The sequence below is a fragment of the bacterium SCSIO 12741 genome, from assembly GCA_024398055.1.
Taxonomy (GTDB): domain Bacteria; phylum Bacteroidota; class Bacteroidia; order Flavobacteriales_G; family Salibacteraceae; genus SCSIO-12741.
In genome coordinates this window covers 4,846,160-4,867,413 of the sequence record CP073749.1, presented here as the reverse complement: position 1 = coordinate 4,867,413, position 21,254 = coordinate 4,846,160, and the positions used below count along the sequence as shown (strand labels likewise).

Here is a 21,254-nt window from a genome sequence, read left to right as displayed (position 1 = left end):
CCCGATCGATCATGAACAAGTTAACCATCATCTTTACCGTTTTACTATTTCTGGATTTTACAGCTGGAGCTCAGGTTTTACCCAAAATAGTTTCGGTGAAAACCACGAAAAAAGCGGATTGCGTTGGTGTTGGAGCCACCATTGAAGTAACCTTAACAGACACCTTATCATCATTTTGGACGGGATTGAATGTGCATCTCGGAACAAACACTAACAATTCTGAACGCTCTGGTACCTCAACTTATCTGGGCAATAAGAAATACCAGATTACCGGAGTAAATGTCTTTCCATTGCAAATGTTATCCGCCATTGTAGAGGCCAATAATGGTTGGGGGACATATGGTGGATTATCATCTTCATCTTGCCCGAGTTCGCAGTTCTGTTTTCCACACGAATTTTATATTGAATCCGAGGTTTTATATATTGGTAAAGGTCAGATGGCTGGTGCGGCAGTGCCTGGTAAGGTGACTTTGGAACTGTGCAGGAATGGCGATTCAGCAAAGGTATTGACCAATTTACCAGGCAAGGCTCCCTATTATTATGGATCGTTGGGGTTTTCTGGCTGTTCTTATCTCTCAATCTTTCCTAACACTATGCTTACCGCTCATCGCAGTCTAAAAATATCCTCGATTGCTACCTCCCCCAACTACAAAAAATTGGTTGACATAAACACGGTGGGAACCATAACGAGTACCGCTATATTTGACAGCACCGGTTGCCCGATTTTTACCGGGTACTGTGATTTAAGTTACTCACCTTATTACAATAAAACCATGGTTCAACAATGGATTGTTGAAACCACGGGCAAGCCAGCCATTGCGGTAAACGATACTCTGGAATATTGTTCAGGAGATAGTATTTTGTTTAAGAATAAATACTACAAGACCACAACTTCTGTCTTGGACACTACCTATAGTAATCAAACGATCTGCCATGATACCCTTAAAACCATTTTAATCAGACCTAAGCAGAGCTCTAAAAAAACAATAATTAAGGCAAAGATTTGTGACGGAGATATCTACACTTTCCAAAATGGAGACACTTCTTCCATAAATAAAAATCATGTTGATATTAATAACAACCAATGCCCCACCTTTTGGGATACATTGGAAACCCAATTGACAGTACATCCAAACTATTGGGATGTACGGTACGATTCGCTTTGCTATGGATTCAATTACCATTTTCCCCATGGATTCAAGGCTGTTAATAAACCCCTCATTGATACCAGTTATTTAACTAGCTCCATGGGGTGTGATAGTGTTGTTGTGATCCATGTTAAGCCCATTGGCCAGCCATTGTTTAAGGTCGATTCTATATGCCAGGGTAAAACCTATACTTTTCAGGATGGCGGTACCTCTAAAGTGCCTGTTATTGATACCGCTATTGTTTCTTTACCAAATGGAATATATCGCTGGTGTTCGCAGAGAGTTGTAACGCAATTGAAGGTTACTCCGCCTTCTTATTCTTCTTCTTACGATACGATTTGTAGCGGGGCAACCTATAATTTCATAAGTGGGAGGCAGTCTAGAGTTTCGGTGATAGATACAAGTTTGTTGCAGACTCAAGGATCTTGTGATTTACAGGTTATAACCCATTTAACAGTCTCACCACCAAAACCCGAAACTATTCAAAGTCCCAATATTTGCCAGGGGCAGTACTATATTTTTCCAAATGGAGATACTACCTATGTAGCCAAGGTAGATACGAGTTTACTCACTACGGCTAATGGGTGTGATAGTACCGTTGTTACTACGTTAAGTGTACTACCAACGTATTATCGATCTGACAAACCAATAATCTGTTCGGGGAATTTCTACATCTTTCCTAATGGAGATACTTCTTCCATAAATCGAAATCATCTTAGCTACCTCACCAGTATTCATGGTTGTGACAGCATCATTGAGACCCATCTTTTGGTTAACCCTTCCTACCAAATAAAGGACTCGGTGCATATCTGTCACAATGATTCATACACCCTTCCCGATGGATCTATTGTGTCATCAGATGGTACCTATACTTCCAGCTTTTCAACCCAAAAAGGTTGTGACAGCATTATTGAAACCACATTGACTGTGCGGACCTTGCAGAGTTCTACGGTTCAGGATTCCATTTGCCAGGGTAGTGTGTATACCTTTCCCAAAGGAAATACGTCTCAAATGGCGACCATTGATTCTGCGATTTTTCAAAATCAATATGGATGTGATAGCTTGATTATCACACATCTTAATGTTATTTCATTGGATACATCGGTTACCCAAAACCATTTCACTTTAACAGTGAATGACACTACGGCTCAAGGATATCAGTGGATCAATTGCCAGCGGGATAGTGTGATTTTAAATGCTCAAAATCGACAATTTGAAGTTACGGCAAATGGCAGTTACGCAGTAGTGCTGAAAAAAGGAGCTTGTGTTGATACATCCAAATGTATTGTTATTGAAAACGTAGGCATCTCTTCGGTTAGTAGTCAAGGAAATATTCGTATTTACCCGAATCCCACCTCTGGAAATCTTTATCTGGATTGGGGGGTGAAGGCGGCTGAAACTCAGGTTCAAATATTGAATTCTTTGGGGCAGGTAGTATGGATGGATGAATATAGAGATACTCAAGTTATACTTATGGAATTGGGGCAATTGCCAGAGGGTAATTATGTATTAAAAGCAGTTGGAGATCAAGGGACGGCAGAGGTATTCAAATTGCGTATAAACCCTCCCCATTGATGGCCTAAACAATAGGTAATCCAAAAAACTACATCGCCGGAAACGCCATCAAATCCTCACTGTAAAAATGCCAGGCCGGTGTGGATATCGATTGACTCTCCTTGGCTCGATACCAGGGACTTATATCCGGTTCATTTCGATTGACTAATACATGGATGTTTTGAGCGGGCATGTAGCTTTGGGCCAATAGAAACAGCCGCTCACCCTCCGCATTTTCTGCCACGTCCATCACGATTACGGCATGTCCAGGACTACCTCCCTGAATAAAAACTTCACCCGGAACAATCCGGTCGATGGAGGCGGGTTTCAATTCTTTACTCAAGGATAATGTACCGGCGTAGGTGTACACTCGATCCAGATAGCGACGAAAGGAAGCATAATCAGTCGATGGAGCAGCAGAATTCTTCCAATACGTCTGATTGCCTTTAACCACCAGTCGTTTTCCCTCTTTCCAGGCGGAATAGTTCATCCGAAATCCATTGGTCAGGTTAAAGTGGATGGAATCGTACTCCTGTTTTCCATAGTGGTATTCCGCCTTTAAACGCATCACCGCATCAGCACATTGTTGCAGGTCTTTTTTACCCACATCAATCTGAAGTACGGCACAGTAATAATGGTCATTGGGAATGATGGAACTGTCGCAGGTATACACCAGGCTTCCATGGGGCATGAGTGGAAAGTTGCGCAGGTATTCTGCAAAGGATCCTTCTTGAACTGCCAACCGCTGATATCCTGCTGGAGGGGTAATCCGTTCGGCAAGATGGTCTCCTTCTGGGTGGTAGATTTTCGTTACAGGTTTTTCAGGAATTTGCGGTGTGGGCAAGGGCTCTGAGGTGTTTTCGGGAGCTGGATCCCAACAAGCCAGGAGGAACAAGGGAGTGAGTAGCAGTAGGTTTTTCATGAACCTTGAACGAAGGGGAGCAGATTTTATTGAGAATAAAGGGGGGAGCGATGGTTCAGGGGAATAGCAAGTATTCCCCTTTCGCAACGCATCATCAGCGAATACGATAGGACACCTCAAGTAATTGGGGGTTGAGGGAATGGGGTGTTTTTCGAATCCAATGGGAATAATCAGAGAAATCTCCAGGTGATGGGTTTGTACCTCCGCATGGTTGTGATTGGGACCATTCGCGTCTGATAATGGGGGAGGGCTGTTTCCTGGTCCGTTCGGCATTCCAATGACTGCCCCAAAACACAATCCAATCGGCCTCTTCTTCGGGTAGGTGGTTCGAAGCCGGGTGAGTGTTATGGATAATCGTGCTTTTCATTGTTATGGATAGACTGCAGATTTTAATGAGTCATTCGCTGTTGGGTTACGTATCGACCTTGGGGTGAAGCAGCAACCTGTACAAGAATTAACAAACATTATGCCTAAATATTGTTAATGGCTGAGGGGGAATGCTAATTGGAAGGCTTTGATGGATAGATGAGAAGGATCCAATTAAGGGGCATTTATTGGCCAAAGTTCCGTGTGAATCGGGGTGTTTTTTGTATTTTTGAGGTCCTGGCTTAACCACCTAAACCAACCTGTTTCAACCCGCGTGAATTTTCCTCCGCAATCTTTATTAGGTCCCGTGTTTATTGGGTTTGGCCAGAATAAATTATAACCCTTAATCCTTCAACCATGAAAAACCAATTGGATCAAATCCGGGAGAATCACCTGGATCAATTACGAGAAAAATTAAGTCAAATGAAATCTCCCATTCAGGGGAGTGGAATAATGGCCGCCTTGAGTTTTGGTAGCCAGGCCCAAACCTTGGATAAGGACCTAAAGCAATTGCTGGCGGAAGCGAATTCAGCCTTCGTTGATGAATTGAATAAAAAGGAAGTGGAGGATGCCTTTAGCGTTAGGGAACGGATGCAATGCTACGAAACCTATCGGGCCGATTGCTCCACCTTGGTCAGTGAATATACCTCAGGAATGCTCGGAGCAGTAATCAAGAAAAAGTAGAAAAGGCCGAACCTGAACCGGAGCTTAATGGCCCGGTTCAGGATTCGAGGCCAAAAGAATGCCTTGGTTAAACAGGGAATCGTACAAGGGCAGTTTTTCAGTAATGCGATTCTCCCGAATGACGGTATTAAGATTTTCAAATACCTCTTTGGAAATGGGGACCAACCTCAAGGTTTGCTTATTGAGGATGTAATAAAAGTTTCCAGCCATCACGCCAACTCCAAATCCCAAATGGTTAAATAGGGAATCGGTACATTTTCGTTCGGTAGCTGTAGGTGTATCAAATTCATCAAAGTCGACAAAATTGTGGTAGTAAAACCAGCCTTCCCAAGGACCGGGTTTGGTTTTTAAGTGTTGTTCGAGAACGGAGAATAAAGCTTGGTTACAAACCCGAATTTCGTCCTCATTCTTCCGATTGATGGGAAACGGAATGTTTTCCCGAATATCAAAGGAGAACTCGTTGTTCCATATATCACGATCGAGCAGAACGGTGGTGATTGGAGCTTGAATAATACTTGCCAAAGTCACAATGCCTTTTCGTACATAAATGGAATGATCTAAAAAGGGGATTTTCACCATATTGCTATTGTCTCGGGTCATTCCGCCTACACCGGAGTTTCCGTCGGCATAGAAGACCAGAGCAAAACCATCTTTCAGGGCTTCCTTACATTTCAGGATAACTGTTCGGGTTTCGGCATTGATGATTTCCAATTCAGGTAAGTCTGCTTTAAAGTGTTCGGCAATACGATCGTACGATTCGGTAGCCTGGTCACCTTGATTGGTGATGAAATTATTATCTGCAACCAGCTTAAATCGAATGCCCCAGGCAATGAGGCAGGAAATAAAAAGTCGGTAGGAGGAATAGTGAAATGTAACGATGATTTTTCCATGAAAATCGATGGCTGGTCTTGGTACCTGGCTAATGATGTCCATATCGGCTTCGTCTCTGGAAGCTTGAATTTGGAAAAAGGCGCTTTCCCGGGCGCAGTTCATTTGCTCTTCAAACGAAAGATCCGGGCGCAGTTTTCCAATGGTGGCTGAAATAAAATTAAAATCGTGTTGGTATTTGGGTATATCCATCAGGTTAAGCTGCTGGATGGCTTGGTGCAATTCAGAAGGATTCATGGTTGGTTAGGTGGTAGAGGTTAACGATTTCGATCAAAAAACTTAAAAATTGGTGCATGTCAATAGGGGCATCAGCACTTACATTGGCTTCTACCAAATCCATGGCAACCACATCGGCCTCCTCGTTAATACTGGCAAAGGCTTGCAACACGGCCTGAGGAGAAAGTCCACCGGGCAGCGGATCAGTGACGGATGAAAAATGGGATGGATCGAGCACATCAATATCCAAGGTGAGGTACACCTTTTTTCCACGCAACTGAAGAATGAGTTGATCAATTTGTTGCAGAAATTCCTGATCGTTTTGGCAAAATCGAGGATGGTAATTCGGGAGTTCATCAAAATCCAGGGACTCCACATTTACAAAACTGCGCAATCCCAAACTGTTTACTTCAAATCCTTGACGTAATAGCTTGGCTATAACCGAACTATGACTTGGAGCTAAATCCTCAAAAGCACATTCTGCTGTTAGAAACAGATCGTTGTGTGCATCCAGATGTACGCAAACCAGGTCTTCATGGCGCTGTTGAACTCCTTTAAAAAGGGGATAGGTGATGGAATGATCTCCACCAATAGCAATGATGCGGTTATCGGCTGATGCCAGTTGAAAAGCCCTTTCCTGAATGCGCTGAACGCTATGCACTGGATTAAGCCGGCGGGAGAAAAAACTATCGCCAATGTCCACAATACCTTGATCCTTGGTAAAGTCTAACGGGCGACCCAAAATGGAATCTGCCTGCCTGAGGTCTGAACGGATCAGGTTATAACGGTGGCCATACCTTCGCAGAGCCGCGCTGTTTCGGTCCAGGTTGTTGGGATTGTCGTTCCCCAGAGCGAAGGGAACTCCCCACAGCACCAGTCCATTTTCAACGGTATCGGCATCTGCAAAGGGTACACCCAGGTAGGTATAGTATGGCCTGACCATGAAACGAGTCAGATCTTCATAGTGAGTGTCTGGAGAAACCAGAACACCAGTTTCCAAAAGTGCCTTCAATACTTCCGCATATTCCGGAAGATCCAGCACCGATTCTCCTATTCCCATTAGCGAATAGAGCGGGTTCTGAAAGAGCAAGCCCACTTCTTCTGGAATTAAAACCAATTGCTTGGCAAATTGATGTTCCAGGTAGTGTTTGTCAAAAGCTCTTTTGTAATTGTAAAACGGTGAAAAAATGTAGCGTCGTTTCATGGTTGGTTTGGGTTATCAAGGGGAATCCCCCGTCCTGACCAGCAGGACGGAAGATTTCACCTTTCGCTTAAAATTAAAGCTCAGCTTTCAGAAGGGGAACTTCAACAGTAGTGTCGTTTCCACTGCATCGGTTGTTACACCGTACTGCTTCAGCGGACACTTCTTCGCCGTTTTCCCAGTTAATTCCTTTCAAGATGTCTTGCATTTCGTGTACTGACAATCCACCTGGAAAAGTAGGTTCTGCGTAGCCGATTTTGATTTCTGTAATTCTCATGGTAATTAAGATTAAAAAGGTTAGTAATTAAAAAATGAAGGCCTGTTTGTAAGCTGCTTTCCTGGCCGGGGAGGCAAACCAGTATCAGGCCGGCCTGAGGCTAAGCACGTTGTCTTTCTTCTCCTTGTGCACAAGTGGAGAAGAGACCGTAAGCCGAAGAATGGGTTGCCATATAAAGGATTGACCGGTGGTTTCCTTCCTGGATTTCCATCTCTTGCCTTAGGTTGGTTGGGGCGTCCGAAATCGACATAACCCCTGGGTGTTGAGAAGGCTTTAGATGGATCATGAGGTGGTTAGCATTCATGTTGGTTCGTTGTGTTTAGTTGATCAGGTTATTGATATGAAGCAAAAGTAGAGAGGGGGCGGAAAGCGCATTTCCGTGGCTCAATTATTTACAAAATATTTTCTCCTGCTTCGGTCATATTCGATGTCCATCCCGTCTTCTCGCAAACGGTTAATCATGTTGCGTATGGTTTTTTCGCTACAGTCAAATTGATCGGCAAGATCGTGGGGGGAGGATAGCTGGCCTTTGACCAGTCTTTCTTTCAAATATTCCAGTCGATATTGGTAGGTTCTAAAATTCATGGTGATTGGGTTATTGGGGTTGATTAATAGAGGTTTAGGGTTAATGGGTTTAGGTTTCGTTCAAAGGTTCATTTCATGATTTTATTCAGTTTAAGGGTTACTAATCAATTGATTTAAGACATAGTTCAAGGCCTCATCGGCTTTTACAACATGATTGGGATTTACTCCCTGGCCGTCTATTTTAAAGCCGTCTGAGGTATAATAGGTGGCCGTGGGGATAACCAAAGAAAAACCGCTTGACAAAGGGAAAATTTCTCCATTGAGCATGGCACCGGCCGTGGTTTCGCCCACCACCTGTGCTCGACCAAATTGTTTGAGGCCATACACGAGAGGTTCACAGGTACTTGCCGTTCGTTTGCTGGTTAACAAATAGAGGTTTCCCTGAAACGTTTTTTTCTCGGGAGTAAGCCGTAAACAAAGCCCCTCTTTTTCATGGATTCCCTGAATGATCAGATCGAAATTGGCTTCGCTGAATTCGGGCAGAAGGGTGTAATCCGATTGAGAAGGAACCTGCTCGTGTTTTTCAAACCATTTTCGGGTTAAAAATACACCTCCATAGTAGGAGCTATCCACCATTCGATTGGCGAAGGTTAATCCTGCTTCCACCGTGCCACCCGGATTTTCGCGAAGGTCCACAATCAAATTTTGGTATCCTCCTTCAATGATTTTCATGAGGATGCTATCCATTTCCTCAGCGCTTCCATCAAAGGAGCGAATGTTTAGGTAGGCCGTTTTTGCACTCTTCTCATCAAAATCGAGGCGACTTGGTTCTTCCTCCTCCGATTCCTGATTCCCGGTTTTCATCAACGAGAAATGGGAAAAAGGAAGTTTTCGGGCGTAATAGTAAAATGCGAATACCATTTCAAGATCGTCTTGAACCTTCAAGCTGGTTCGCTGCATTTTCTTTTCAAACGTTCGCCATTCCTTCTTCTCGGTCAATTTGGGATCATAGAGCTTTTCCAGAGCTTTGCTACGCGATTCTTCAAAAAGGGAAGAATAGTTGGCCAAAGGCAGTTCTACCCGTTGGCGTTTGCCGATCATCGTACCGCGCAGTTTTTTACGCCGGTCTCGCCATTCTCCTTCCAGCCGATCGTTGGAAAGCGTACCGCGAAATGCATAATGCCCCAAGGCGGATATAAATAAACCAGCCAAGTGGATAGTGTCTCCTCGCTGAATAAACTTCCCTTTCGAAATTCGAAGGAGCGATCCATTCTTAAAATCAGAGGTCAATAATCGACCTCCCAGAGAGGGCCAATACCCAATGATGTCGCGATCTGCGTTTGGACGTGAAAAGGCCGTAAAGGTGCTGTCTAAAAAATGAAACTCCATCACCGTTTGAACCACACCGATATCTCGGGAGTTTATTTCGATGAACCAGGTGGAATCTCTGTTCAGTTGGGTTAGGTTGGTTGAGTAGCCCACGGTAAAATGTATTATTCCGGCAAGAAGGAGTAAGCCTCTTATCATGTTCCGAAATTAGGTGAAAGATCCACTCAACCGGTTGTGCTGAGCTTCACAAAACAATTTGGTTTAAGCCTTACAAATTTAAGAAATCTAAGCTGGATTAAACCGTAATAAAGGTGAAAAATGAGTGCAAAAAAAAGAGCCAAACCGCAATCAAATCACGAATTTGGCCCTATTTACCTGGTATTATCTTCTAGTTTCTCTTCCGCTGACCAGAAACGAAAGTACGTCTTAGTTCAAAGTGCAAGGGCTGACATACAATCTGATTGATGGGCACCTCCTTTCTCAATGAGCGACTCTTCCCAGAGGGTGGTTCTCCTCTATGCGGGAATTACAGCAAATAAACAATTTCGCTTCCTTTTTCGGAAGAGCGAATGCATCGACAGTGCACCATTTTTTGTAAACGACATGATTTTTTTTGTGAAGCGCATTTTTGACTCTATTAATACAGGAGCGGTAACCCCTTCAACCATCCATTTGTGGTATTTTTAGCCAACCAAAAATTGGAAACGATGCTTATTACCACTACTGAAACCTTACCAGGAAAAGAAATTGCCGAAGTCTTAGGTGTTTGCCGGGGAAGTACGGTTCGTGCCAGAAATGTAGGCCGCGACATCCTCGCCGGATTAAAGAACATTGTGGGCGGTGAAATTGATGAATACACCAAACTACAGGCCTATTCTCGTGAACAAGCCATTGCCCGAATGATGGAAGACGCTCGCAACATGGGCGCCGATGCTGTGGTTAATGTTCGGTTTAGTACTTCTATGATTATGCAAAATGCGGCCGAAGTATTAGCTTACGGTACGGCTGTAAAATTGGCTTAAGTATGGAATGGTTAGCTGGATTAATGGTAGGTTTTCAAGGCCTGGCCTTTGGGATTCTTTTGGTCATTTTGGTTTACCTCATTTTCAGAAGGTCGAAGGTGAGTAAGGAAGAACGGTTTGAGAAAAGAGATAATTGAGAATTCTGAATTTTGAATGCTGAATTTTGATTTGATGGGAATTGGTGTAGTCTTCAATCTTGAGGTTCAATGATCAATTTTCAATAGTGGGTGGATAATCACGGATAGGGGAATTGGCCACTCGAATCACGATTCTCGTTCTCGCTTCTCAACTCTCTCCTCTCCATTCTCGCTTCTCATTTTATGGAATTCTCCAATAGGTGCATCTCCTTAAAAAATGTACCTATGAAAACCATCATTTCGCTTTTATTGTTAGCCCCTTTATCCTTGTGGGCCAAAGACACGTTAACTTTTTCTACCACCATTGAGTCTGTTCGGGTTTACCTGGATGCAGCTCAAATTACCCGCCACGGAAGCCTTTCCTTAAAGCCGGGTGATCAACTGGTGAAAATCGATCAGCTTTCTCCTTGGCTGGACCCCAAATCCGTTAAAGTAAAGGGAGAAGGAGAAGTGCAATTGCTTTCGGTATCCCACTCCGTAAAAGAGGATAGAGGAGTAAACAAAGAAGAACGAATGGCCTTGCTGCAAAGTCGAATGGATTCTATTCAAGACAAGCAGAAGGAGTGGAAAGCAGAAGGTGATGTGCTTAAGGAAAAGCTGGATCTGCTCAAGATCAACAAAACACGTAATCCAGAGAGCATGCCCGATGTGAATCAACTCAACCAGGTGATGGAATACTACGATGCCCAAATGACCAAAATCTTGGGCAGGCAACTTGAAATAAGTAGGCTTCAAGCCGAATCCATGAAGGTATTTACTCGAATTCAAGGGGAATTGGCCTACCTGAAAAAAGAAAAGGGAAAACCCAAGAGCGAAATCCTTTTGCGACTTCGGGTAAAAGAGGCCACTCGTTTTAAGCTTCATTTAACGTATGTGGTAGGCCAGGCCGGTTGGTATCCCTTGTACGACATTCATGCGGTAAACGTATCCGATCCGGTTAAGATTACCTACAAAGCCCGGGTTTACCAGCAAACTGGAGAAGATTGGAACAAGGTGAAAATGACTTTTACCAATAGGGAAGCTCAGAAATCTGGTGCGAAACCCAATTTATCCACCTGGAAGTTGAACTATGAGCGATACACCACCAGAAGATCTAATTTGACCGCACAGTTGACCCAAAGTAATGTACGGAAGGTTATGGGTAAGGTAACCGATGAGAATGGGGAAGCCCTGCCTTTCGTCAATATCCTGGTTCGAGGAATGACCATTGGAACCACTACGGATTTTGATGGACTCTATGAAATTACCCTTCCGGCAGGGAGCAATCAATTGGAATACTCCTTCGTTGGATATCGAAAAGAAATCCGGACGATCAATCAAGATAAAATGGATGTGCAGTTATACCCAAATGCGACTCAATTGTCTGAAGTAGTGGTTACTGAAAGAAAGATGGCAGCCGCATCTATTCAACGAATTCCTGGAGTGACTTCCTCGGGTTACAAAAGAGATGCAGCACCCGTCAGAACCCAGTTTATGGACCGGTACAATTCTGCAGAGTTTGAGTTGGAAGGCGAGTTTACCTTAGAAACTCATGGACAATCTGAAGTGGTGGAGCTGAAGGATTATTCCATTCCTGCGACTTACGAATACTATGTAGTACCCAAATTGGATGTGGATGTTTTTCTCATGGCCCGAATCACAGATTGGGGAAACTATGGTTTCCTTCCAGGGGAGGCCAGTCTTTACTTTGAAGAAACCTTTATCGGAAAGTCGGTGTTTGATACTCGCCAGTCTTCTGATACCCTTAATCTTTCCTTGGGTACCGATCCGGGGGTATTTGCTGCCCGTGAAATTCAAACCGAATTCAGTAAGGTGCGAACCGTAGGAAACAACCATCGAATTGATACTCGAGGAATTAGCCTCAGTATTCGAAACAACAAGCGGGACTCCATTAGCGTACAGGTTATTGACCAAATACCGGTTTCAGTAAACAACGCCATTCAAGTCAGTTTGATTCAATCTTCAGAAGCGCAGTATACAGAGTACAACGGCCGTTTATACTGGCCACTGAATCTTTCGGCAGGGGAGAGTGAAGAATTAACTTTCCAATATCAGGTAAAGTATCCGAAGACGGAACGAATTATTCTTGAATAGCCATTTACCGCTGAGACAGCATGTATCTCAGATGATGCTCCAGGTTGGACGGGGTGATGTTCTCCTTCATCCGTCCTTCCTTTACCGTTGAAATATTTCCGGTTTGTTCAGAAACGATAATGGCAATGGCTGTGGTGTTTTCAGTAATTCCAATGGCAGCTCGGTGACGCATACCTAATGTGGCTGGAATATCCCGGTTTTCAGAAACAGGGAGCACACAGCGGGCGGCCAGAATGGTATTGTCGCGTATTAAAACTGCCCCATCGTGCAAGGGCGTGTTTTTGTAGAAAATGCTTTCGAGTAGAGCTGAACTCAGGCGGGCATCCAGTTTTTCTCCACTGGTCAGGTAAAAGTCCATATCGGCGGATTTACCAATTACCAAAAGAGCCCCTGTTTGAGTTTGAGCCATGTGAATGCAGGCCCGGGCAATTTCAAGTGTGTCGGTGGAGAGAATGGTCTCGTCCTTTTTACCTAAATGAAAAATGTTGCGGTTTAGCGAAAGGGTATTCAGGTAGTCTGTATTTCCAATGAGGAGCAGAAACTTGCGAATTTCTTGTTGAAATACGATGATCAATACAATTACCCCAACTCCGATAAACTGTCCGAGAATTTCCGAAAGCAGCTCCATATTAAGCGCTTCCACAATTTTCCAGAATAGGTAAATGGTAAAAATGCCGAAGAAAATACGGATGGCTAGTGTTCCCTTAACGATCTTATAGAGTTGGTAGAGTAGCACCGCCACCAGGAAAATATCCAGAATGTCGAGAAAGTCGATATGGATGAACTGGAGCATCAACCTGCAATATTAGCAAAATCACCACGATAGGCTTCCAAAAGGCGAATGGTTTGCACCGCTTCTTTCACGTCATGGACCCGTAGAAAACCGGCTCCATTTTTCAAGGCAAGGGTATGCAATACGGTGGTTCCGTTAAGCGCCTCTTCTGGTTTTGTTTTAAGCACCTTGTTGATCATCGATTTGCGGGAAACACCCGCCAACATAGGGAGACTGAAAACCTGAAAGTGACCCATCTCTCGAAGAAGGGTATAGTTGTGCTCGACGGTTTTGCCAAAACCAAAGCCAGGATCCAAAATGATGTCGGAAACTCCAAGCAAACGCAACTCCTGAATTTTTTCTGAAAAGAAATAAGTGACTTCTCCAACTACATCATCATAGGTGGGATTGTTCTGCATCGAATCGGGTTTACCCTGCATGTGCATCAATACATAAGGAAGCCCCAATTCACCCACGGTAGAAAATAATGCGGTATCCAGCTGACCAGCAGAAACGTCGTTGACCAGTACTACCCCTTGATCAGCAGCAAATCGAACGACTTCACTCCGATAGGTATCAATGGAAAAAAGTACTTGAGGAAACCGCTTGACCAAATCTCCTAAAAAGCGCAACCGGTGAATTTCCTCTTTCACGGAGATGGCCTTGGCACCCGGTCGGGTAGAAACAGCGCCCACATCAATAAAATCAGCACCATCATTCACCATTTGCTCAACCCGATCAATCACCAAGCCCTCATCCAAAGAACTACGCGAATGATTATGTCCGTTCTCGTCCTCGCTCCCGCTCTGCGCCAGCTTCCCTCCATCAAAAAAAGAATCTGGAGTCAGGTTCAAAATCCCCATAACATAGGTCCGATCAAGCGAATACAACTTGCCTCCAAATCGGATCGTATTTCTTTTTTCCGGAAGGTGATTCATGGAGATCATTTTTTCAATTTCTTTGCAAATGTAGCTACTGGAAACAATCCGATAAGAATGGCAGATACGGCAAAACAATACGACGAAGTAATCAACGAGTGTAGAGATATTTTTACCAAAAAGATGAAGGACTACGGTTCAGCCTGGAGAATCCTTCGCGCACCGTCGTTGACCGATCAGATTTTTATCAAAGCCAATCGGATTAAAACCCTGGAGCAAACGGGTGAATCCAAAGTAGGGGAGGGCATTCGTCCGGAATACATTGGTATCATCAACTACTGCATCATGGCCTTGGTTCAACTCGAATTGGGTGAATCATCTGATATCAATATGCCATTGGATCGGGGAACGGCCTTGTACAACCAGTATGCACAAGCCACTAAAGATTTGATGATGGCCAAAAACCACGACTATGGTGAAGCGTGGAGAGACATGCGCATTAGTTCCTACACCGATTTAATTCTCATGAAAATATTGCGGGTTAAGCAAATTGAAGATAATCAAGGGGAAACCATTATTTCTGAAGGAATTGACGCCAACTACCAGGACATGATCAACTATTCGGTCTTCGCTATGATTCGCTTGAATGAGCAGGCCGTTGCCGCGTCCTAAAAATGTCGAGAAGTTAACAGGCTGTTAAATCACGATCGACCCTGTTAGATTGCTTACTATTTTTAGGCCCAAATTCAAACCGTTATGAAGTACTTCTTAGCCTTTTGCCGCCTGTTTGTGGGTTCCCTGTTCATCGTTTCAGGATTGATCAAAGCCAATGATACCCTTGGATTTTCTTACAAACTGGAGGAGTATTTCCACGAAAGTGCCCTGAATTTGCCCTTCTTCGAGCCTTGGGCTCTGGAGTTAGCCATTCTGGCTTGTGTGGGTGAAATCATATTGGGATTCGCTCTTTTGTTTGGAGCTAAAATGAGGCTGGCAACTTTATCCCTGTTGGCGCTAACGGTGTTCTTCGGTTGGTTAACGCTTTATACGGCAAATTGTGATCCTTCAGCGACCTATACAACTATAGTTAATGGCGAAGAAGTAGTGAAGTCGGTTACCTGTGTAACAGATTGCGGTTGCTTTGGAGATGCCATGAAAGGTTCGATTGGAAGAAGCCTAACTCCTTGGGAAAGTTTTTACAAAGACCTGGTGCTCTTCATTTTCTTGCTGCCGGTTTTGATCATGCAATTTGTGAAAGGAGAAACCCCACTTAATACAGACCAGGACGACAAGTTGTTCTTCCCGCTATCGTTGCTGTTTGTGGGATTCTTTAGTTACATATTTACTTGGTTCTTCCCTGTGTTTGTTACCGCTATAGGATATGCAGGATACTTCTTACTGAGAAGATGGAAAGGGAACAACTCCCAGTGGTTTAGCGCAGCATGGATCACCATTTTGGCCTTTGGAATTTGCTATTGGACGTACAATCATCTTCCTATTCGTGACTACCGTCCTTATGCCGTTGGAAAGAATATTGAAGAGGGAATGAAGTCTGCCGAAGAGCTGGGACTACAACCTCCAAAATACGGCTACATCTACACCATGAAGAATAAGTCTACGGGTGAGCAAACCGAAATTTCTGACGCCATCTACATTGAGCAGAAATGGTGGGAAAAGCCCGAGTGGGAAATGGTTAGTGATCTGACCCGTCAGATAAAAATCAGTGATGGATACGAGCCTCCAATCCACGATTTTGTACTGTTTGACAACGATGGAAACGACCGCACCTATTCGCTATTGGGAGAAGAAAGGGTATTCCTCTTGTTTGCCTACGACATCAAGAAAACCGATGGTAGTGTAATGGCCAAGGTGAACGAGCTTGCGGAAGCGGCTAATCAGGCCGGAGTTACCTTCATCGGATTAACGGCCGGTACATATGACGATGTAAACAACTTCAGACACGACAATCAGACTCAATTTCCATTCTGGTCAGGTGACGGAACTGTTCTTAAAACGGTTATTCGCTCGAATCCAGGATTGGTAGAACTGAAAAAAGGCACCGTGGTAGGTAAATGGCACGCCAACGACCTGCCATCCGCCTCAGAACTCTTCTAAGCGAAAGAGTAGTCGCCCTCGTCCTCGCCCTCGTCTTAGACTTCGTCCCCGTTCTGCGAATACGCTCTCATTTGTCACGTGATGGACGAACCAAATTCAAGGGGAACTGCACATTTGTAATGTGAAATTAATCGAGCTTTCTCAAGAATTGGTGCGTCAGGCCCGCAATGGAGTTGTTCCGATGAATTTGGTTGAGCAAGTGGCTCAATGGGACCGGAGTGCTCTGGAGGCTGAGTTGGATACCGATCTCAAGAGAAAGGTATTTTGGATTAATATTTACAATTCCTGTGTGGTTATCATTGCCCGCAAAATGGGAGATTTTGATCGAAGTTATTTTTCCAAGAAAATGTTGGAAGTAGCCGGAGTCAAAATGAGTTTTGATCAAATTGAGCACGGACTTCTCCGGAAATCAAAATTGAAATACACCTTCGGTTATTTACCTTGCCCCTTTACCCGGACATGGGAGCGGAAATGGCGGTTAAAAAAGCGTGACTATCGCATTCATTTTGCTTTGAATTGCGGAGCTAATTCCTGTCCGCCCATTGCCATTTACAGTTGCGAAAGCCTGGAAAATGAGTTGAATCTTGCCATGCGTTACTACCTGGAAGAAACCACCTTGTTTGAAACCGAAAAGCGACAGTTGAAAGTACCACGCCTATTCCTTTGGTATTTCGCTGATTTTGGTGGATTTGAAGGGATAAGAAACATCTACAAACGGGCCGGACTGATTAGTTTGCAAGCCTCCCCACGGATTGGTTTTCTCAATTACGATTGGACCCTCAATATTGATAATTTTACAAGCTAATACGAAAGCTCATGTTTGGATCGTGGTTTGGTGGAAAATCGGGCTTGCCCGAAGGATGGATTGCTTTGGAAGCAGAAGCCCAATTGGATGATGCTATTTCGGCCTCCTTTGACAAACCCGTTGTCTTATTTAAACACAGTACCCGCTGCGGAATCAGTTCCATGGCCTATGATCGTTTAAGAAGGGGATGGGAAAAGAACCAAGATACTTTTCAGTTTTACTACCTCGATTTGTTGCGTTTTCGCCCTCTTTCAAATGGTATCGCTAAGCGCTTTGGGGTTCATCATGAATCCCCTCAGGCCATCGTTCTTGAAAAGGGTCAGGTAAAATCTCACGTATCACACAATCAGGTGGATTTCAATAACTTCTGAAGCTGTTTTTTTCGATAAACGACGAAAAAAAAGCCGAAATCAACCAACCTCAGGATTCTGTTATCGTCTATTTTTATAGATACCAAATCCTAATGTAATTGTGTTAGGTTTTCGATCGCCTAATCTGATTTAACCATGAAGAAACTAATCCTGTTAACCACGACCTTGTCTTTCATTTCCTATTCCATTGCACAAAACGACCGAGCCTTTCGACTGGTTCTAAACGACATGAAAAAGAACCCGACTCAATACATGATTCCACCCGACTGTGGATTTAAAATTGGGTCAATCAACAGAACTTCGCCTTATTATGAGCGGTCCATGACCGATACGCAATTGGTTCGCTATTTTACCACCGATTCTGTTTTCCGGGCAGATACCACCGAAACCGAGGTTGAGGTTTACAGTGCTGGAGGAATGGTGATGGCCATTGAAACCGTGCAAGAATATCACCCACCTTCCTGGATTAAGGAGGTGAAGTGGCAAATACCTGAAAAAAGAAAGATCTCGGGAAAAACAGTTCGCGATTTCATGTCACCGGAAGATTGCGCCACCCTTATTCACACCGGACCGATTTACCGGTTTAAAGAGACTTCTTTCGTGTACATCGAATATGCCTATGGTGAACACAATGATGGCAGTTGTGATGGGGTAGCCTGGATCATTGAAGTAAACAATTCATCGGGTAGAATAGAGGCTGCGCATTCCCAATACCTGGTGGATTATGAATGCTATTAGGAGGTCTGCCTAATCGATACGAATGAGTTTGCTTTTGGGCAACACCTTTCCATCTTCCTCATCTGTGGTTATGTGGTAGTAAAAGTCCTCACCCGTTTCAACAATCTCACAAGTCAAATCTGAGTGCGGTCCCGGACCAATGGCTGCAGCAGTTGCTTTGTTGGCCTCCACAAATTTGAGTACATAAGTACACTCGTCCATCCAAACCACTTTCAGTTTGATTTTAAAACCACTTTCCTTGTGGTGTTCGGTTTGAAATTCAGCCGTTCGTTTGATAATGGTTCCCCGGGGAGAAAGAAAAGTTCCCGTTTTAAAACGATCACATTCAGGAGTATTATCCTGGGCAAAAGCGGAAGTTCCAACGAAAAGGAAAACTAAAAGCAGTAGGTATTTCATGGCAGTTAATTCAGTCGTGAGTGTGAGCATGGAGATGCGAGGAACTCCCGCTCAACAAATCCAAAAGTAAAAAATAACCGGTTTGGCAGTTTCGAGAACAGAACTCAGAACGAGAGTGAGGGCGAGAACGAGGAGTTCTTGAATTCCGTTGCTCACCCAAACCCACCCTCATTCTCAAACCTCGCTTCTCGCCCCTGAATAACCTCGTTCTCGTTCTCGCCTCTGATTAACCAACCTTTTCAAAAACACCTGTCCTAAAGGTGATGAAAAGAAAAACGAACCTCTTTCCCTTTTGGGTGCTTTGTGCGGTATTGTTGATTTTCGGTCGACCCGCGGCCAGTCAGGTGAGTTATGCCACGGCAGGGACCGAATTCATGTTTTGCGTACCCGATTATTACCAGCACTACTATACCAACAATGAAGACATGTATCTACTGGTGTCCTCTCATTATACCACCCAATTTACGGTGTCTGTGGCTGGGTTGAATTATCAACGGACCTATTCCATTCAGAAGAATTCTGTTTTGGAAATTGAGCTACCCAATATGGGGGTGGCTGTTAACATGGAGGTTGCCCACGATACTACCTTTCATATTCAGAGCGATCATCCCATTAGTGTTACACTAAGGCGATATCCCCAAGTGACAGGGGCTGGTATGATGACGATTTTACCTGTTATTTCCACCGGTAAGGAGTACCACATCAGCGGCTATCACAACGATTCGAATAGGACTGGAATGCCAACCATTGTTGGTATCACTGCCTTTTGCGATAATACACCCATTGAAATTACAACCACCGATACCAGTCATACCGGTCAGTTTATTCCAAATAAAACGGTCACCATAATGTTGAATGCCGGGGAGAGTTACCAGTTTAGAAACATGGTCTTCCTGGATAGCAATTATCATGTAGGCGATCTAGCGGGAACCTTTATTCAGGCACTGGGAAACCCGGATCAGAAAATTGCGGTCACGGTACACAGCTTTGATTATGCAGGGCCGTGCTGTGCGGATAACATGTATGAGATGATGGTGCCGGATCGATATGCGGATACCTTGTTTCTGGATTTTCCGGATACGCGGCATACGATTTATAGCTACCGGGTTTTGGCCACCGAGAATTCTACCAATATATGGGTCAATCAAAAGCCGGGAGCCCTGATTAATCCTGGGGAGTTTTACCAGTTTAATGATTCCGTAGCCGTTAAAATTCGTGCAGATAAACCCGTTCATGTCTATCGAATCGTAAAAGGTTCGTTGCCCGATACTTTTCATTTATCAGATCCCGAATTGGTTCGATTAGAACCAATCAATAATTTGATAACCCGGGCTGTCATTTTACCTCAGGAAAGGCCTTTTTACGGGCGATGGCGTAATGTGAATGTGATTCAGGTATTTACTCGAAAAGGAGATCATAAAGGGGTTATCCTTGATGGATTAAATCAGCAACATCAGTTTCAACCTTTTCCTCCAGATCCAGATTGGTACATCGCAAGAATTAAGGTCGACACCTTTGAACATTGGATTCAATCGGATAAACCCTTTTTCGGGTTTTACCATTTTAGTACGGTTCATGGAACTCTTGTTCAGCAATTGGGTGGTGGTTCGCATTATGACTTTCTATTTGTAAAGGATTCGTTGCCGTCTCAGGATACGGTGATTGCTTGTCGATTTCCGCATACCTACGGTGCCAAACTTCAGGCTGATGAATACCTCTGGTCTAACGGACAAACTCAACGAAATGCCCAACTTCCGAAAGCCGGAACTTATTGGGTTAGGCAAAGGCTTTATGGGGCATGTGATACCCTGGAGCATACCGATACGCTGGAGGTGGTTTATGATTCCCTCTGGTATGAGGCCCAGATGGGGCCTTCCGTGTGCCCCCATGACTCTACCTGGGTCAATCTCAGTGGAAACTACAAGAAGTTACTTTGGCAGGACTCCAGCGATTGGGTGAGCCGATTTATTATACCCGACAGCTCGTATCATTATCGCATGTTGATTGGGAACTGCTGGTTTGAAGACAGCGTTTTTTCTGAATCCTTGCCAGCTCCTGAACTTTTTGCCCTGGATCCTGTTGAAGTATGCGATAGCGGTAAACTCAACCTGGCGCTTGGCGTTTCAGATACCAATCACCAATTTCAATGGAAGCCTGAGCAGCATTTTATCTATGGAAATACCGATACGCCAACGGTTTTAATCAAAGAGCCATTTACCGCCTATTTGGTTACCACCAACCACCTCGGCTGTGAACGGGTAGATTCCCTTCCCATAGGTCTGGCGACACCCGATTCCAGTTATTCCCTCAATTCAGAAGGCTGGTTAGCCTGCGAACAAGCGTCCATACAACTCTCCATCTATCACGATGATTTGGCTTCCGCAGAATGGCATTTGGGTAGTACCATTTTAGAAGGTGAAGAAGTTTTTATGGAGGGGCCACCAAACACCACGTGGCAGGGTGAGGTATATGTTCGATATGGGGATTTTTGTCGAGATACCATCCCTTTCCTGATTGAATTAGACAGTATGATTATCGCTGAGGCAGTTAACGCGTTTACTCCCAATGGAGATGGACTCAATGATCGGTTCCATCCGCTCAAGGATCCGGCATTGCATCGTTGCTCCGATTTTCAGATCTATAGCCGCTGGGGCAACCTGGTTTTTGAATCCACAGAACAACAGCGATACTGGGAAGGAATGGTGCATGGAAAACCGGCAACGGATGGTACTTACTTCTACATTGTGAAATACGCAGACGCTGAATACAAGGGATCTTTAACTCTGGTGAGATAATTACCCAACCTTTAAAAATGATAC

General features: G+C 44.2%; 19 protein-coding genes. 10 read left to right on the top strand and 9 right to left on the bottom strand.

The features are described 5' to 3' along the window. Window positions 1–11: 11 nt before the first annotated feature. Entirely contained in the window at window positions 12–2,723 is a 2,712-nt protein-coding gene (locus KFE98_20680) for a T9SS type A sorting domain-containing protein (protein UTW62388.1), read from the top strand. A gap of 28 nt (window positions 2,724–2,751) precedes the next feature. On the opposite strand, the gene KFE98_20675 is transcribed toward KFE98_20680, so the two are convergent. Further along, window positions 2,752–3,624, bottom strand: coding sequence for a DUF4846 domain-containing protein (locus KFE98_20675; protein ID UTW62387.1), 873 nt, complete (start codon window positions 3,622–3,624; stop codon window positions 2,752–2,754). A gap of 723 nt (window positions 3,625–4,347) precedes the next feature. Here KFE98_20675 and KFE98_20670 point away from each other — a divergent pair. After that, on the top strand, window positions 4,348–4,674 hold the full coding sequence (locus tag KFE98_20670; GenBank protein UTW62386.1) for a hypothetical protein: 327 nt from the start codon (window positions 4,348–4,350) through the stop codon (window positions 4,672–4,674). Window positions 4,675–4,698: 24 nt separating this feature from the next. Here KFE98_20670 and KFE98_20665 read toward each other — a convergent pair whose 3' ends face one another. The 5 genes from KFE98_20665 to KFE98_20645 form a co-directional block, all read right to left on the bottom strand. After that, window positions 4,699–5,799 (bottom strand): hypothetical protein, encoded by a 1,101-nt coding sequence (locus KFE98_20665; GenBank protein ID UTW62385.1) that lies wholly within the window; start codon window positions 5,797–5,799, stop codon window positions 4,699–4,701. Then, the gene (locus KFE98_20660) at window positions 5,786–6,982 is read right to left on the bottom strand and encodes an arginase family protein (GenBank protein UTW62384.1); all 1,197 of its coding nucleotides are present in this window, start codon (window positions 6,980–6,982) and stop codon (window positions 5,786–5,788) included. Before KFE98_20660 ends, KFE98_20665 begins: the two co-directional genes overlap by 14 nt. A 73-nt stretch (window positions 6,983–7,055) precedes the next feature. Continuing rightward, window positions 7,056–7,256, bottom strand: coding sequence for a hypothetical protein (locus tag KFE98_20655; protein ID UTW62383.1), 201 nt, complete (start codon window positions 7,254–7,256; stop codon window positions 7,056–7,058). A 384-nt stretch (window positions 7,257–7,640) separates the two neighbouring features. Then, window positions 7,641–7,841 carry an HTH domain-containing protein gene (locus tag KFE98_20650; protein ID UTW62382.1) on the bottom strand — a complete coding sequence of 67 codons (201 nt, stop codon included), beginning with the start codon at window positions 7,839–7,841 and terminating at the stop codon, window positions 7,641–7,643. Window positions 7,842–7,931: 90 nt separating this feature from the next. Further along, a complete protein-coding gene (locus KFE98_20645; protein ID UTW62381.1) occupies window positions 7,932–9,308 on the bottom strand; it encodes a hypothetical protein in 1,377 nt (458 codons plus the stop codon). A 509-nt stretch (window positions 9,309–9,817) separates the two neighbouring features. Here KFE98_20645 and KFE98_20640 point away from each other — a divergent pair. Beyond that, window positions 9,818–10,132: a YbjQ family protein gene (locus tag KFE98_20640; protein ID UTW62380.1), complete on the top strand. Its 315-nt coding sequence runs from the start codon at window positions 9,818–9,820 to the stop codon at window positions 10,130–10,132. A 362-nt stretch (window positions 10,133–10,494) separates the two neighbouring features. Further along, window positions 10,495–12,363: a mucoidy inhibitor MuiA family protein gene (locus KFE98_20635; protein ID UTW62379.1), complete on the top strand. Its 1,869-nt coding sequence runs from the start codon at window positions 10,495–10,497 to the stop codon at window positions 12,361–12,363. Between the two features lie 4 nt (window positions 12,364–12,367). On the opposite strand, the gene cdaA is transcribed toward KFE98_20635, so the two are convergent. Then, window positions 12,368–13,156 (bottom strand): diadenylate cyclase CdaA, encoded by a 789-nt coding sequence (cdaA, locus tag KFE98_20630; GenBank protein ID UTW62378.1) that lies wholly within the window; start codon window positions 13,154–13,156, stop codon window positions 12,368–12,370. Next, window positions 13,156–14,073 (bottom strand): dihydropteroate synthase, encoded by a 918-nt coding sequence (gene folP, locus KFE98_20625; protein ID UTW62377.1) that lies wholly within the window; start codon window positions 14,071–14,073, stop codon window positions 13,156–13,158. The genes cdaA and folP overlap by 1 nt, the downstream gene beginning before the upstream one ends. A gap of 57 nt (window positions 14,074–14,130) precedes the next feature. On the opposite strand from folP, the gene KFE98_20620 reads away from it, so the two are divergent. The 5 genes from KFE98_20620 (at window position 14,131) to KFE98_20600 (ending at window position 18,039) form a co-directional block, all read left to right on the top strand. After that, a complete protein-coding gene (locus KFE98_20620) occupies window positions 14,131–14,685 on the top strand; it encodes a DUF1599 domain-containing protein (GenBank protein ID UTW62376.1) in 555 nt (184 codons plus the stop codon). Between the two features lie 84 nt (window positions 14,686–14,769). Further along, window positions 14,770–16,125 (top strand): DoxX family protein, encoded by a 1,356-nt coding sequence (locus tag KFE98_20615; GenBank protein UTW62375.1) that lies wholly within the window; start codon window positions 14,770–14,772, stop codon window positions 16,123–16,125. A gap of 121 nt (window positions 16,126–16,246) precedes the next feature. Continuing rightward, complete coding sequence (locus KFE98_20610; GenBank protein UTW62374.1) at window positions 16,247–16,930, top strand: DUF547 domain-containing protein; 684 nt, start codon at window positions 16,247–16,249, stop codon at window positions 16,928–16,930. A gap of 11 nt (window positions 16,931–16,941) precedes the next feature. Next, window positions 16,942–17,301: a bacillithiol system redox-active protein YtxJ gene (gene ytxJ / locus KFE98_20605; protein UTW62373.1), complete on the top strand. Its 360-nt coding sequence runs from the start codon at window positions 16,942–16,944 to the stop codon at window positions 17,299–17,301. Between the two features lie 135 nt (window positions 17,302–17,436). Next, a complete protein-coding gene (locus KFE98_20600) occupies window positions 17,437–18,039 on the top strand; it encodes a hypothetical protein (GenBank protein ID UTW62372.1) in 603 nt (200 codons plus the stop codon). A 9-nt stretch (window positions 18,040–18,048) separates the two neighbouring features. Here KFE98_20600 and KFE98_20595 read toward each other — a convergent pair whose 3' ends face one another. Then, window positions 18,049–18,435 (bottom strand): hypothetical protein, encoded by a 387-nt coding sequence (locus tag KFE98_20595; protein UTW62371.1) that lies wholly within the window; start codon window positions 18,433–18,435, stop codon window positions 18,049–18,051. Between the two features lie 263 nt (window positions 18,436–18,698). Here KFE98_20595 and KFE98_20590 point away from each other — a divergent pair, with 263 nt between their 5' ends. Further along, window positions 18,699–21,230 carry a gliding motility-associated C-terminal domain-containing protein gene (locus KFE98_20590; GenBank protein ID UTW62370.1) on the top strand — a complete coding sequence of 844 codons (2,532 nt, stop codon included), beginning with the start codon at window positions 18,699–18,701 and terminating at the stop codon, window positions 21,228–21,230. Window positions 21,231–21,254: the final 24 nt, after the last annotated feature.